At 67.9% G+C, this 12,619-nt stretch carries 14 protein-coding genes; 5 read left to right on the forward strand and 9 right to left on the reverse strand.

What is annotated here, in order from left to right; all coding sequences use genetic code 11:
- The first annotated feature begins 15 nt into the window (after positions 1-15).
- Complete coding sequence (locus P0R32_RS08280; protein ID WP_276236481.1) at positions 16-423, forward strand: VOC family protein; 408 nt, start codon at positions 16-18, stop codon at positions 421-423.
- Positions 424-436: 13 nt separating this feature from the next.
- On the opposite strand, the gene P0R32_RS08285 is transcribed toward P0R32_RS08280, so the two are convergent.
- The 6 genes from P0R32_RS08285 to P0R32_RS08310 all read right to left on the reverse strand — a co-directional run bounded on the left by P0R32_RS08285 (position 437) and on the right by P0R32_RS08310 (position 5,777).
- Entirely contained in the window at positions 437-682 is a 246-nt protein-coding gene (locus P0R32_RS08285) for a TrmB family transcriptional regulator (protein ID WP_276236482.1), read from the reverse strand.
- Positions 683-895: 213 nt separating this feature from the next.
- A complete protein-coding gene (locus tag P0R32_RS08290; protein WP_276236483.1) occupies positions 896-2,740 on the reverse strand; it encodes an FAD-binding protein in 1,845 nt (614 codons plus the stop codon).
- Between the two features lie 130 nt (positions 2,741-2,870).
- The gene (locus P0R32_RS08295; RefSeq protein ID WP_276236484.1) at positions 2,871-3,776 is read right to left on the reverse strand and encodes a succinate dehydrogenase/fumarate reductase iron-sulfur subunit; all 906 of its coding nucleotides are present in this window, start codon (positions 3,774-3,776) and stop codon (positions 2,871-2,873) included.
- Between the two features lie 2 nt (positions 3,777-3,778).
- Positions 3,779-4,150 (reverse strand): succinate dehydrogenase hydrophobic membrane anchor subunit, encoded by a 372-nt coding sequence (locus P0R32_RS08300; protein WP_276236485.1) that lies wholly within the window; start codon positions 4,148-4,150, stop codon positions 3,779-3,781.
- A gap of 1 nt (position 4,151) precedes the next feature.
- Positions 4,152-4,577 (reverse strand): succinate dehydrogenase, cytochrome b556 subunit, encoded by a 426-nt coding sequence (gene sdhC, locus P0R32_RS08305; protein ID WP_276236486.1) that lies wholly within the window; start codon positions 4,575-4,577, stop codon positions 4,152-4,154.
- Between the two features lie 177 nt (positions 4,578-4,754).
- On the reverse strand, positions 4,755-5,777 hold the full coding sequence (locus P0R32_RS08310; RefSeq protein ID WP_276236487.1) for a succinylglutamate desuccinylase/aspartoacylase family protein: 1,023 nt from the start codon (positions 5,775-5,777) through the stop codon (positions 4,755-4,757).
- Positions 5,778-5,966: 189 nt separating this feature from the next.
- On the opposite strand from P0R32_RS08310, the gene P0R32_RS08315 reads away from it, so the two are divergent.
- From P0R32_RS08315 to P0R32_RS08325, 3 genes are all read left to right on the forward strand, one after another.
- Positions 5,967-7,325, forward strand: coding sequence for a putative ATP-dependent zinc protease (locus P0R32_RS08315; RefSeq protein WP_276236488.1), 1,359 nt, complete (start codon positions 5,967-5,969; stop codon positions 7,323-7,325).
- Between the two features lie 71 nt (positions 7,326-7,396).
- Positions 7,397-7,591 (forward strand): DUF5786 family protein, encoded by a 195-nt coding sequence (locus P0R32_RS08320; RefSeq protein ID WP_276236489.1) that lies wholly within the window; start codon positions 7,397-7,399, stop codon positions 7,589-7,591.
- 162 nt (positions 7,592-7,753) lie between these two features.
- Positions 7,754-8,368, forward strand: coding sequence for a flagellin (locus P0R32_RS08325; RefSeq protein WP_276236490.1), 615 nt, complete (start codon positions 7,754-7,756; stop codon positions 8,366-8,368).
- Between the two features lie 68 nt (positions 8,369-8,436).
- On the opposite strand, the gene P0R32_RS08330 is transcribed toward P0R32_RS08325, so the two are convergent.
- A complete protein-coding gene (locus P0R32_RS08330) occupies positions 8,437-9,096 on the reverse strand; it encodes a DNA-3-methyladenine glycosylase family protein (protein WP_276236491.1) in 660 nt (219 codons plus the stop codon).
- 141 nt (positions 9,097-9,237) lie between these two features.
- Between P0R32_RS08330 and P0R32_RS08335 the strand changes: the two genes are divergently transcribed.
- On the forward strand, positions 9,238-11,208 hold the full coding sequence (locus P0R32_RS08335) for a 3-hydroxyacyl-CoA dehydrogenase/enoyl-CoA hydratase family protein (RefSeq protein ID WP_276236492.1): 1,971 nt from the start codon (positions 9,238-9,240) through the stop codon (positions 11,206-11,208).
- Positions 11,209-11,450: 242 nt separating this feature from the next.
- Here P0R32_RS08335 and P0R32_RS08340 read toward each other — a convergent pair whose 3' ends face one another.
- Together P0R32_RS08340 and P0R32_RS08345 are read right to left on the reverse strand one after the other, a co-directional pair.
- Positions 11,451-12,068 (reverse strand): class I SAM-dependent methyltransferase, encoded by a 618-nt coding sequence (locus tag P0R32_RS08340; RefSeq protein ID WP_276236493.1) that lies wholly within the window; start codon positions 12,066-12,068, stop codon positions 11,451-11,453.
- A gap of 77 nt (positions 12,069-12,145) precedes the next feature.
- Positions 12,146-12,592 carry a DUF7988 family protein gene (locus P0R32_RS08345; protein WP_276236494.1) on the reverse strand — a complete coding sequence of 149 codons (447 nt, stop codon included), beginning with the start codon at positions 12,590-12,592 and terminating at the stop codon, positions 12,146-12,148.
- Between the last annotated feature and the right edge of the window lie 27 nt (positions 12,593-12,619).

Here is a 12,619-nt window from a genome sequence, read left to right on the forward strand (position 1 = left end):
GAGCGTCCGCTCAGGATGGACCCGCACATCAGTATCGTCACGCTCGGCGTCGACGACCTCGCGACCGCGACGTCGTTCTACGAGGACGGACTCGGCCTGCCGAGACACGACGGCGACGATGACGGCGACATCGTGTTCTTCGACCTTCGGGGGACGTGGCTCGCGCTGTACCTGCGCGAAGAACTGGCTGCCGACGCCGGCGTCGAGGCCGCCGGGGAGGGGTTCTCGGGGGTCACACTCGCCCACAACGTCGACAGCGAGGCGCGCGTCGACGAGGTGCTCGCGGCGGCCGAGCGCGCGGGGGCGACGGTGCAGAAGCGTGCCGCAGCGACCGACTGGGGCGGGTACAGTGGGTACTTCGCCGACCCTGACGGTCACCTGTGGGAAGTCGCGTACGCGCCGGGCTTCTCGCCCGGACCCTGAAGGAGCGTCTCGACTACGCCAGTGCGTAGCGACCGTCGGCCTTCTCGACGTGGCCGCCCTCGCGCAGCGTCTTCAGGATGGAGTACAGAGAGATGCGCTTCATCGCGAGGCCGTCACAGAGGTCGTCCTCACACACCGCACCGTGGGTCGCGAGGTAGAGATACACCAACTTCGCACGGGGGGAGGAGACGCCCTCCGGTAGTTGTGTCATCGGCGTCTGCCGTTCGGTGTCGACTGCGTCCGCCTGCGTCGTAGCCATCTTGTCCCGACACAACGCTTCGACACACGTAAAACTGTGGTACGACGTTCGTCGAAACTTGCGGTAGGGGAGCTGAGGGCGCTGTTCGTGGGTGAATACGGGAATTACGCAACTCCGAGTAAATCGTCAACCGGGGCGTATCGGCGTGCGGTTTCGACTGTCGACGGAGACGCGTTCGACGAAAAACGGGACCGGCTGCGTTGACGCGACGACTCAGTACGACCGGATCTTCGGCTCGTACTCTTTGTCCTCGCCCTCGAGGATGACCGGCTTGTACCACAGTTCCGGCGTGCCGTCGTTCCACGACAGCATCGTGTGCTTGAGCCACTCGTCGTCCTTGCGCTCTTGGGCCTCCGCGCGCCAGTGGGCGCCGCGGAACTCCTTGCGCGCGAGCGCGCCGAGCGTGATGGCCTCCGCGGTGTCGAGGATGTTGCGCGTCTCGATGGTCTGGATGAGGTCCGTGTTGAACGTGCGCGACGGGTCCTTCACGAACACGTCGCGGTAGCGCTCGCGTGCCTCCGCGATGTCCTCCAGCGCCTGCTTGAGGCCCTCCTCCTCGCGGAACACGTTCACGTGCTGCGTCATGGACTTCTGCACCGCCGAGCGGATCTCGGCGTGCTGGACGCCTTCGTCGCGGTCCATCAGCGTCTGGACGCGATTGCGCTCGCGCTTGACGGCGTGCTCGACGACGTCGTGACCCGACATCGAGCCGGTGTCAGCCGCGACGCCGCCGTCGGCGACGGCGTCGCCGGCGGGTTCGACCTCGCCGGGTTCGACGGGCGTGTCGACCTCGCCGAGTTCGTACTCGCCCTGCTGGCCGGTCTCGATCTTCGCGGTGCCGAGGTCCTTCCCCGCGGCGTGCTGGCCGGCGCGCTTCCCGAAGACGATGAGCTCCGGCAGGGCGTTGCCGCCGAGGCGGTTCGACCCGTGGACGGACGCGCAGGCGCACTCGCCGGCGGCGTACAGGCCGCCGATGCACGTCTCGCCGTTCTCGTCGGTCTCGATGCCGCCCATGGCGTAGTGCTGGCCGGGCTTGACGGGCATCGGCTCCTTCAGCCCGTCGACGCCCTCGAAGTCCTTCGCGAGGTGGAGGATGTTCTCCAACCGGTCGGTGATGCGCTCGTCGCCGAGGTGGCGCATGTCGAGGTGGACGTACTCGTCGTCGATGCCGCGCCCCTCGTTGACCTCGCTCAGTTCGGCGCGGGCGACGACGTCGCGCGAGGCGAGTTCGCCGGCGTTGCTGGCGTAGCCGTACTCGAACATGAAGCGCTCACCCTCGCTGTTATAGAGGATGCCGCCCTCGCCGCGGACACCCTCGGAGATGAGGACGCCCGTGCTGGGCAGGCTGGTCGGGTGGAACTGGATGAACTCCATGTCCTCGATGGGGACACCCGCGCGGTAGGCCATCGCGACGCCGTCGCCGGTGTTGGAGACGGCGTTGGTGGTGTGGTCGAACACCTGGCCGAGGCCGCCGGTCGCGAGGATGACGCCCTCTTTGGCGCGGAAGCCCGACAGCTCGCCGCTCTGGATGTCGTAGGCGACGACGCCGTGGCAGGTGCGGTCCTCGGGGCGCTCCTCGTCGGTGACCGCGAGGTCCGAGACGTACCACTCGTCGTACACGGTGATCCCGCGCTTGACGAGCTGTTCGTACATCGTGTGGAGCAGCTGGTGACCGGTCTCGGCGCCCGCGTACGTCGTCCGCGGGAACGAGAGGCCGCCGAACGGTCGCTGCGAGACGCGCCCGTCGTCCTCACGGGAGAACGCCATCCCCCAGTGCTCCAGCTGGATGACCTCCTTCGGGGAGTCCTTACAGAGCGTCTCGATGGCGGGCGCGTCGCCGAGGTAGTCCGAGCCCTTCATCGTGTCGTAGGCGTGGTCCTGCCACGAGTCGCCCTCGCGCAGGGCGGCGTTGATCCCGCCTTCGGCCGCGCCCGTGTGGCTCCGCACCGGGTGCAGCTTCGAGACGATCGCAACGTCCGCGCCCTCCTCCTGGGCGGCGATAGCTGCGCGGAGTCCCGCGCCGCCGGCGCCGACCACGATAACGTCGTGTTCGTACATTGTGTCGTGTGGTGTGTGTCGTGTGTCCAGTCGTCCGTTCGAGCCGGGGTCCCGTGGGTTCGTCGCTGAACCCGCTTAGGGTTCCGGCTACTTCAATCGCGTGCCGATCCGTGTCGCTGGCCGGGTGAGCCTACCAGAACTTCAGGTTGCTCTTGACGGCCTCCCGCTTGAGTTCCTGGATGTGCTCGGTGAGCGGGATGTCCTTCGGGCACACCTCGGTGCACGAGAACTGGGTCTGACAGCGCCAGACGCCGTTCTCCTGTTCGAGGATGTTGAGGCGGTGCTGCTTGCGGTCCTCGCCCTCGCGCTCGTCCATGGCGAAGCGGTACGCCTTGTTGATGGCGGCGGGGCCGAGGTACTCGTTGTTGCCCGCGGCGATGTTGCACGAGGACATACAGGCGCCACACCAGATACACCGGGTGGACATCTTCACCTTCTCGCGGTTCTCCCGCGTCTGGCGCTGCTCCTCCAACTCGCCGTCGGGGAGTTCGTCGGCGTCGAAGTACGGCTCGACGGACTCCATCTGGTCGTAGAAGTGCTCCATGTCGACGACCAGGTCCTTCTCGACGTCGGCGTGCGGGAGCGGCTCGACGCGCACCGGCTCGTCGAGGTCCGACAGCTGGGTCTTGCAGCCGAGTCGCTGAGAGCCGTTGACGAACAACGCGTCCGACCCGCAGATCGCCTGCCGGCAGGAGTGCCGGAACGTGAGCGAGGAGTCGAACGTGTCGCGGGCGTAGATGAGCGCGTCGAGGACGGTCATCCCCTTCTTGTACGGGACGTGGAAGTCGTCGAAGCGCGGCTCTTGCTTCCCTTCGACCTCGGGGTCGAAGCGGAACACCTTGAGGTGGTATGTGTCGTCCTCGGCGTTGGCGCGCTCTTCGGCCTCCTGCTTGGCGCGCTCTTCGCGCTCGGCGCGGCCCTCTGCCTTCTTGCGCATGCGCTCTTGTTGGGCCGGCGCGAGCGGCTCGCCGTGCTCGACCTCCGTCTCTGCCTCGGTCTCCGTCTCCGTCTCGGTCTCTGGAACTTGCGTGCTCATGGTCAGAAGGTGGGGAAGCCGGCCCAGGCGTTCGCGGTGCGGATCCCCTGGACGACGAGCACGAGGCTCGCCGCGATCAGCGTGTACTTGACGACCTGCTTCGGCGTGCCCGACAGGCCCTGGTTCTCCAAGGCGTTGTAGACGCCGTTGACGCCGTGGAACGTCGCGGTGATCAGGAACAGCACCATCAGCGAGTAGTAGGTGAGGTCCTGCATCCGCATGCTCGAGGCGAGGAACGTCACCTCGTCGGCGTGGTTCACGAAGTGGAGCAGGAAGAAGTGGAACGCCAGCACCACCACGAGGAACCCGGCGGTGATGCGCTGCCACAGCCAGCGGCGCCCGCCCGACTCGAACGAGGAGTAGCGCTCGGCCATCTCAGAACACCCCCGCGAGGAACGTCGGCACCGACGCGACGACGATGGCGCCCGTCAGGATGAGCGACGCGTAGAAGCTCTTGTCTTGGCTGTCCAGTCCGATCCCGAGGTCGACCAACAGCAGGCGGCAGCCGTTCAGGATGTGGAACACGGCCACCGCGAGCAGTCCGACCTCCAGGATGCGGACGACGAGCAGGCTCTCCAGCGTGACGATGACGGTCGTGTACACGTCGTTGTTCGCCGCGATGGTCGCCTGCGACTGTCCGGCGGCGGAGATGGCGGTACTCAGCACCGCGATGTGGGTGAAGAGGTAGCCCACGAGCACCCAGCCCGTGAACTTGTGGAACACCCAGGCCCACATCCCCGCCGAGAACTCCCGCCACCGGCCGAAGTCCTCGACGAGGCCCCTGTCATACGACTGGCTCATACGTACTGTCGCTCCGGCCCACGGTGGTATAGTAGTTACGTGACGCACTCGCACGGAGGCACGTCCCGACCCGACCGATCCGACAGGACTCGGCGGGGCCGGCGCAGCGAATCCGAGGGCGACTGAACGGCGTTGCGCGCGTGTAGGGCGCCGCGGGGGCGCAATCGCCGAGCCCCGTCACACCACGCTGGTGTTCGGACTCTGCTCCATCTCCACGACGCGCCGGGTCCGCTGGCCCAACTCCACGAGGTGACACAGCGGGTTCCCCGGGTAGACGACCGGGTTCTCCAGCACACCGACGAGGAGGCCGGTGAACGGCGCCTCGATGGTGACGTTGTCGTCTTTGAACGGGTTCGTGATGGTGCAGACGGTGTCGCCCTCGTGGACGAGCGACCCGCGCTCGAAGTGCATGTCGACCATGCCGCCGGCGTCGGCGCGCAGCCACGTCTTCTCGCGCTCCTCGGTGATCACGGTCCGCCACCCCGGCCACCGCACCGACTCCGTCGGGAGCATCCCGTACTCGGCGAACACCGAGCGGACGCCGGTGAGCGCTTCGTCGATGAGCGCCCGCTGGAAGCGGTGGGCCTCGCCCATCTCGACGGTGATGGTGGGGGTGTCGTCGACGGACGCCTCGGTGCGGAGCATCCCCGAGGAACCCTCGCTGTCGATGATGACGTTCGTCCCGTACGCGCGGGCGAGGCGCCCCACGTCCGCGTCGGCCATGTCGGCGCGGACGTGGATCATGTTGGTGCGGCCTCGCGTAGAGGTGTGGAAGTCGAGGCCGAAGTCGCACGGTTCGATGAAGTTCGTGTAGATGCGGGCGGCCATCCGCTTGGCGCTGGTCGAGTCGGCAGCCCCCGGGAACGACCGGTTGAGGTCGCGGTCGTACACCGGGAGGTAGCGTTGTTGGGCGAGAAAGCCCGGGACGTTCAATACGGGGAGACAGATCAGCGTGCCCGCTAGCGACGAGAGGTCCCACTCGTGGGCCACCTCCCGGACGACCTCGATTCCGTTGAGTTCGTCGCCGTGGGCGGCCGCCGAGAGGAACGCCGTCGGGCCGGGGCGCGCCCCGTTGATGATCGTTACGGGGATGCGCACGGGGTCCCCCAGATACGTCTCCGACACCACGAACCGAATGTTCTGCCGCTCGCCGGGGCCGACTCGCCCACCGTTGTAGGTGAATGACCCGTCGTCGCTCATGCTCGCCGGTGTGCGACGGAGGGGTATAAAGGACAGCACAGGGACGCCGACACGGCACGCCCGCGTCGCGTCGGGCGGTTCTCGTCGATGGTCGCAGTCGCCCGCGTTCGGCGGTGAGGGCCGTGTCCGCGGCTGTCACGGCTTCGCCGGACCGGGACACATTTCCCTTCCCCGCCGAGTGACCGATCCATGACCGAGGATCCAGTCCGCGTGGGGGTGCTCTCGCTCCACACGAGCAAGGAGTCGAAAGCGATCTGCAACGCCATCGAGGCGTTGGGCCACGAACCCGTCTGGCTGCGCCGAGAGAACGCCGCCGTCAGCATCGAGGACGGCGAAGTCACCATCGAGCCGGAGGTAGACGTGATCGCCAATCGGATGCTGCTGTCGAACATCGAACAGCCAGCGGAGGGACTCGGCCTCGCGCACACGTTCGGCCGAGCGCGACCGATCCTCAACGACCCCTCGGCCGTGCTGACGGCGATGCACAAGTTCGCCTCCGCCGTCGCCCTCGCGGAAGCGGGCGTCCGCGTCCCCGACGCACTGCTGGCGCTGTCGAACGACCGCCTCAACGACGGTCGCGCCCGCTTCGGCGAGGAGGGCGTGTACAAGACGGCGATCGGCACCCACGGCGGCGGGACGTGGAAGGTCGACCTGACAGAGCCGGTGAACCCGCAGGTCGGGAACCGCCAGGCGTTCCTGCAGGACCTCATCGACCGCGACGACGCGCGCCACCACGACACCCGCGTGTACGTCGTCGGCGGCGAGGTCGTCGGCGCGATGAACCGCTACGCCCCCGAGGACGACTGGCGGACGAACGTCGCGCTCGGCGGCGACGTGGAGGACGCGTCCGACTCCCTCGACGACGAGGCGCGCGAGATGGCGCTGGCGGCCGCCGAGACGATCGGTCTCGACTACGCCGGCGTCGACCTCGTGCAGGGGTACGACGGCTGGTATGTCCTCGAAGTCAATCCCACGGCGGGGTTCAAAGGCCTGTTCAAGGCCAGTGGCCGCTCGCCCGCGCCACACATCGCCCGCCTCGCCATCGAGCGCGTCGGCGGCAGCGTCGACGACGACCTGGTGACGGAGCTGTCGGCGGTGCTCGACGACTCCACGCCCGCGTGCATGCCGGCAGAGCGCCGGATCAACGACGGACAGGTCCCGATCATCGGCTACATCGAGGAGGTCAACGTCGCGGGGACGCAGGGGGCGACCCAGGCGTACGCCAAGTCCGACACGGGCGCGACGCGCTCGTCCATCGACACGAAGCTGGCCGCCGAAATCGGCGCTGGCCCGATCAAGAGCATGACGCGCGTGAAGTCCGGCTCGATGAAGTCCGGGAAGGCCCGACCGGTCGTCGACCTCGTGGTCGGGATCGGCGGCGAACAGCACACTGTCACCGCGAGCGTCGAGGACCGCTCGCACATGGAGTACCCCGTCCTGCTGGGCCGGGACATCCTCCAGCACTACCGCGTCGACGTCCAGCGCCGCGCCGACGAAGGCGCTGACCCGGACCTCGACGAAGAGGAGGAGGAGGGCGTCGAGGAGTAACGCCCGTCAGCCACTCACACGGCCGTCGACAGGCCGGACCGCTTTTCCGTCTCGCGTGAGCAGTCATCAGTATGGGCTTCGGGAGCTACGACGAATCCGAGCAGGAGCGTCAGCAGAACGACGGCGGCGACGCGGGCGACGGCTCGACCGTCGACGCACACGAGAACGACCACGACGGCAAGGCGAGCTTCGAGGCCGGCGCGTCCACCGACGACCTCGTCTCGCAGTTGCAGCACATGAAAGGCGACGACGACGACGACGAGTAGCGCCCGGTTCTCAGACACGCCCGACGGTACCCCCGGCGTGTCACCCGATTTTCACTCCATTCTATCCGATCTGATAGCCGGCGGCTAAGGTATATTACTCCGCTTGCCGGCGGTCGATGTACGCCCGGTCCTCGAAGCGAACGGGTGGGAGCAACACAACCGATGTTCGAATTTATCACGGACGAGGAAGAGCGCGGGCAGGTAGGAATCGGGACACTCATCGTGTTCATCGCGATGGTGCTCGTGGCGGCGATCGCCGCGGGCGTCCTGATCAACACCGCCGGCTTCCTCCAGAGCAAGTCGCAGGAGACGGGTCAACAATCGAGTAAGCAGGTCAGTAACCGCCTGCAGGAGGTCGCGACGGTCGGGAACGTCACGACCAACGGCGAGATCGACATCGTCAACGTGACCGTGACGCAGGCGCCCGGCGCCGGCGAGATCGACATTCACAACGCCACGGTGACGTGGATCGGTCCGACTGGTACCTACCAACTCCAGTCGACGACGCAGAACTTCAGCGACAACGGCGCCCTCACGGACGGGGACAAGCTGTACTCCTACGAGTCGGTGAAGAACGCCGCAGGTAGCGAGAACGTCCTGAACGACGCCGACGACCGCTTGAACCTCGTGTTCGACGTGAGCGGTCCGACGAACGGTGATGTACTTAACGAGGGCGACGAGGTCACGATCAAGATCAACACGATGTCCGGCGCGACCACGAGCATCCGCTTCACGGTGCCCGAGTCGCTCGGCCAGAAGGAAGCCGTCGAACTGTAAGCCGGTCCCCCCTTCTCTCTGTCTTCTCACCGCCACCAGCGGCGGCGCGGTCCCGCGACGGCGTGAGACTACTCGTCGCCGACGACCTCGTCGACGCTGGCGGCGATGTCCTCTTTCGCGCGCCACAGGTACAGTGACGCGTAGCTCCGGTACGGCGCCCACCGCTCGGCCTCGTCGACCATCTCCGCGCGACTCATCTCCCTGCCGAACAGTTCCTCCATCCCCTTCCTGATCCCCAGGTCGCCGACCGGGAACACGTCGGGACGCGCGAGCGTGAACAGCAGTTGCATGTTCGCGGTCCACTCGCCGACGCCGGTGATGTCGGTCAGCGCGGCGCGCACCTCGTCGTCGGTCATCGACTCGAAACTGCCGCGCTCCCAGCCGTGTTCGGCGAACGCCTCGGCGACGTTGCGCACGTACCGGGTCTTCTGCCGGGAGAGGCCGGCGTCTTTCAACACCTGCTCGTCGGCGGCGAGCACGCCCTCGGGCGTCACCTCGACGGCGTCGAACAGCCGCTCGCGTGTCGCCGCCGCCGACGCCATCGACACCTGCTGTCGAAGGATCGAGACGACGAGGCGCTCGAACGGGTCTGCCGCCGGTTCGATTGTCAGCGGGCCGTGGCGGTGGATCACGGGGCCGAGACGGTCGTCGTCACGGAGCGCAGCGAGCGCCTCCCGGTCGGCGGGGTCGAGCGCGTCGAACGCGTCGGCGTCGGAGTCGACTGGCATACTCCACCGTGGACGCGGCGGCGAGAAACGGCTTTCGGGGGATTCGACGACGACCTGCAACGGGAACTCCGGGAAACGGGCGACGTGTTGGCGTCGGGACGGAGGGAAACGTTGAATCGGGGGCGTTCCGACGCGACGAACATGGACGTTGATGACGTAGAGACGATCGCGGTTCTCGGTGCGGGGAACATGGGCCACGGTATCGCGGAGGTCGCCGCCCTCGCCGGGTTCGAGGTGCACATGCGGGATATCAACGAGGAGTTCGTCCAGAAGGGGTACGACCAGATCGAGTGGTCGCTGGGCAAACTCGCCGAGAAAGACCAGATCTCCGAGGCGGACGCCGACGCCGCGCTCGAACGAGTGTCGGCGGTCGTCCCCGTCGAGGACGCCGTCGCCGACGCGGACCTCATCATCGAGGCGGTGCCCGAGAAGATGGACATCAAGAAGGACGTGTACGCCGAGGTCGAGGCGCACGCGCCCGACGAGGCCGTGTTCGCCTCGAACACGTCGAGCCTCTCGATCACGGAGCTGTCTGAGGTCACCGAGCGCGAGGCGCGCTTCTGCGGGATGCACTTCTTCAACCCGCCGGTGCGGATGCAGCTCGTCGAGGTCATCTCGGGTGCCCACACCGACGAGGAGACGCTCTCGCTCGTCGAGGACGTCGCCGAGCGCATGGGCAAGACGCCGGTGCGCGTCCGCAAGGACTCGCCGGGCTTCATCGTCAACCGCGTGCTCGTCCCGCTGATGAACGAGGCGGCGTGGCTCGTCCACGAGGGTGAGGCGACCATCGAGGAGGTCGACTCCACGACGAAGTACGATCTCGGTCTCCCGATGGGGAGCTTCGAGTTGGCCGACCAGGTCGGTATCGACGTGGGCGTCCACGTGCTGGAGTACATGCACGAGGTGCTCGGCGACGCCTACGAGCCGTGTCCCCTCCTCACCGAGAAGGTGGAGAACGAGGACCTCGGGAAGAAGACCGGCGCGGGCTTCTACGACTACGAGGACGGCGGCGCCGACGTGCCCTCGGACGCCATCTCCGAGGACGTGAAGCACGCGCTGCTGGCGGTGATGGCCAACGAGGTCGCCGGTCTCATCGGCAACGACGTCGCCGACGCCGGCGACATCGACCAGGCGGTGAAGCTGGGCGCCGGCTTCCCCGACGGCCCCGCGAAGATGGCCGACTCGGTGGGCCTCGACACGCTGCTGGAGACGCTCGACGAGCGCGCCGAGGCCACCGAGGCCGAGCGCTACGAGGCGGTCGGCTACCTCCGTGACCTCGTCGACGACGGCGAGGGCTTCTACGGCGGCGGCGACGAGGACGACGGACACGACTTCGAGACGATCCGCATCGAGCGCGACGGCAAGGTGGGCCACATCGTGCTCGACCGCCCGCACCGCATGAACACCATCTCCGGCGAGATGCTCGACGACCTGAGCGTCGCCATCGACGAACTCGACGCCGACGACGACGTGCGCGCCGTGCTCGTCACCGGCGAGGGCGACCGCGCGTTCTCCGCCGGCGCCGACGTGCAGAGCATGGCCGCCGGCGGTGGCGACCCGCTCCACTCCGTCGAGCTGTCGCGCAAGGGCCAGTCCACGTTCGGCAAGTTCGAGTCGGCCGACGTGCCGGTCGTCGCCGGTATCGACGGCTACTGCCTCGGCGGCGGCATGGAGTTCGCCACCTGCGCGGACATGCGGATCGCCTCCGAGCGCTCCGAACTCGGGCAGCCCGAGCACAACCTCGGCCTCCTGCCGGGGTGGGGCGGCACCCAGCGCCTGCGCCACATCGTCGGCGAGGGGCGTGCCAAGGAGATCATCTTCACCGCCGACCGCTACGAGGCCGAGGAGATGGCCGACTACGGCTTCCTCAACGAGGTCGTCGAGAACGACGAACTGGCCGACCGCGCGATGGAGTTGGCGAAGGACCTGGCCGCCGGTCCGCCGGTCGCCCAGCGCTACACGAAGCGCGCGATGCTCGCCGGGCGCGACGACACCGACGCCGGGCTGGAGATCGAAGCGCAGGCGTTCGGCCAGCTGATGAACACCGACGACCTCATGGAGGGCGTGATGGCGTTCATGTCCAACGAGGAGCCGGAGTTCGAAGGGAAGTAAGCGAGACGAGCGAGACCGAGTGAGCGGTGCGAACGAAGTCTCGAACCGACGGCGGCGAGGTGTGCGCGGCCGAGCGCAGCGAGGCCGGGCGGCCCGAGCCGCCCAGCAACTCGCAGTGTCTGAGCAAGGCGACCGAGCGTCTCGGACAGACAGCGGGTGAAACCCGCGACCGGACGTTCGCACTCACGAGACCTCGGGGCTCGTGAACGGCGAGGGCCAGTCGTCGCCGGCGATCGCGACGACTACGGGAGCTTGAACGCCCGGATCGTGTCGCGCTTCGTCGGCTCTTTCACGACCTGCACCCCGCCCAACGCCGAGAACACGTCTTTCCAGTTGCGGTGGTACAGCGGGAACTCGTCGTTGACGTAGCTCACCTCCGCGCCGTCGCGACCGCGCTTGGCGCCGTTGCCCTCGTTCTCGACGGTGACGAGGAGGGTGGAGCAGACGCGGACGAGTTCCTCGAACACCCAGGTGTCGTCGGGGTGGACGTGCTGGAGCGTCTCGACGGAGTAGACCGCGTCGAACGCGTCGTCGTCGAACTCCGGGACCACGTCCTCGATGGCGCCGACGTGGAACGTCCCGGAGTCCGCGAGCGCGGGGAACTCCTCGTCCATCACCGCGAACGACTCCTCGTTGATGTCGACGCCAGCGAGGTGGTCGAACCCGTTGCGTCGGAGGTGTTCGAGGTGGCGCCCCGAGCCACAGCCGACCTCCAGCACGCGCGCGTCGCTACTGGTGTAGAACTCGATGGCCGACAGGAGCGCGTCGCTGGTGTCGTCCGGTCCCTTGTGGGCGTAGTAGCGCGGGGAGAACTCCCCCTCGCGCTGGGCCCAGTCGTCGCGAACCTCGTCGGGATCCATGTCGGGTACGTCGAGACGCGACGGTTTACCTCCGCCGGAGTCGCGGCGCCAGCGCCGGCGGTCGTGGCCGGCTCGTGTTACCGCAGTTCGACGGTCAGCGACTCCTCAGCAGCGGCGTCGGCGCGGCGGTATCGCGGCGTGTCCCCCTCGCGGTCGACGACGAACACGTTCAGCGAGACGACCAACCGACCGACCTCGGGCAGCGTCGCGCGCACCACGGGCCCGGTCGCGGTGACGACGAGGTACGGCGGTGCGGCGACGGGCCGGGCGGGGAGGCTGGCCCCGAGCGCGGCCGCGGCCGTCGTAAGTAGCCCCGGGAGTCGCTCGTGGACGCCGGCGGTCGACAGCGCGTCCCGGAGCGGCGACACCACCGCGTCGCGGTCGGTCGTCCCCTCCGAAGCGCCGTCCTCCCACCGAGCGGCGACCGCGTCGGCGCAGGCGTCGACGGCGTCGAGCAGCGGTGCGTGCTCCGTCACCAGTCGCTCGCGGACGGTCGCCGACTGGTCGGTGGTGTCCTCGCGCACAGGGCACGGTCCGTGCGCCCGGTCGTA

Origin of the sequence: Halobaculum marinum (assembly GCF_029338555.1) — an archaeon.
GTDB classification, from domain to species: domain Archaea; phylum Halobacteriota; class Halobacteria; order Halobacteriales; family Haloferacaceae; genus Halobaculum; species Halobaculum marinum.

What these genes read in the sequence shown, in the direction of transcription:
- P0R32_RS08280 (WP_276236481.1), top strand. Translation starts at nt 16, where the DNA reads ATGGACCCGCACATCAGTATCGTCACGCTCGGCGTCGACGACCTCGCG.
- P0R32_RS08335 (WP_276236492.1), top strand. Translation starts at nt 9,238, where the DNA reads ATGGACGTTGATGACGTAGAGACGATCGCGGTTCTCGGTGCGGGGAAC.
- P0R32_RS08320 (WP_276236489.1), top strand. Translation starts at nt 7,397, where the DNA reads ATGGGCTTCGGGAGCTACGACGAATCCGAGCAGGAGCGTCAGCAGAAC.
- P0R32_RS08310 (WP_276236487.1), bottom strand. Translation starts at nt 5,777, where the DNA reads ATGAGCGACGACGGGTCATTCACCTACAACGGTGGGCGAGTCGGCCCC.
- P0R32_RS08290 (WP_276236483.1), bottom strand. Translation starts at nt 2,740, where the DNA reads ATGTACGAACACGACGTTATCGTGGTCGGCGCCGGCGGCGCGGGACTC.
- P0R32_RS08295 (WP_276236484.1), bottom strand. Translation starts at nt 3,776, where the DNA reads ATGAGCACGCAAGTTCCAGAGACCGAGACGGAGACGGAGACCGAGGCA.
- P0R32_RS08315 (WP_276236488.1), top strand. Translation starts at nt 5,967, where the DNA reads ATGACCGAGGATCCAGTCCGCGTGGGGGTGCTCTCGCTCCACACGAGC.
- P0R32_RS08300 (WP_276236485.1), bottom strand. Translation starts at nt 4,150, where the DNA reads ATGGCCGAGCGCTACTCCTCGTTCGAGTCGGGCGGGCGCCGCTGGCTG.
- P0R32_RS08325 (WP_276236490.1), top strand. Translation starts at nt 7,754, where the DNA reads ATGTTCGAATTTATCACGGACGAGGAAGAGCGCGGGCAGGTAGGAATC.
- P0R32_RS08340 (WP_276236493.1), bottom strand. Translation starts at nt 12,068, where the DNA reads ATGGATCCCGACGAGGTTCGCGACGACTGGGCCCAGCGCGAGGGGGAG.
- P0R32_RS08330 (WP_276236491.1), bottom strand. Translation starts at nt 9,096, where the DNA reads ATGCCAGTCGACTCCGACGCCGACGCGTTCGACGCGCTCGACCCCGCC.
- P0R32_RS08285 (WP_276236482.1), bottom strand. Translation starts at nt 682, where the DNA reads ATGGCTACGACGCAGGCGGACGCAGTCGACACCGAACGGCAGACGCCG.
- sdhC (WP_276236486.1), bottom strand. Translation starts at nt 4,577, where the DNA reads ATGAGCCAGTCGTATGACAGGGGCCTCGTCGAGGACTTCGGCCGGTGG.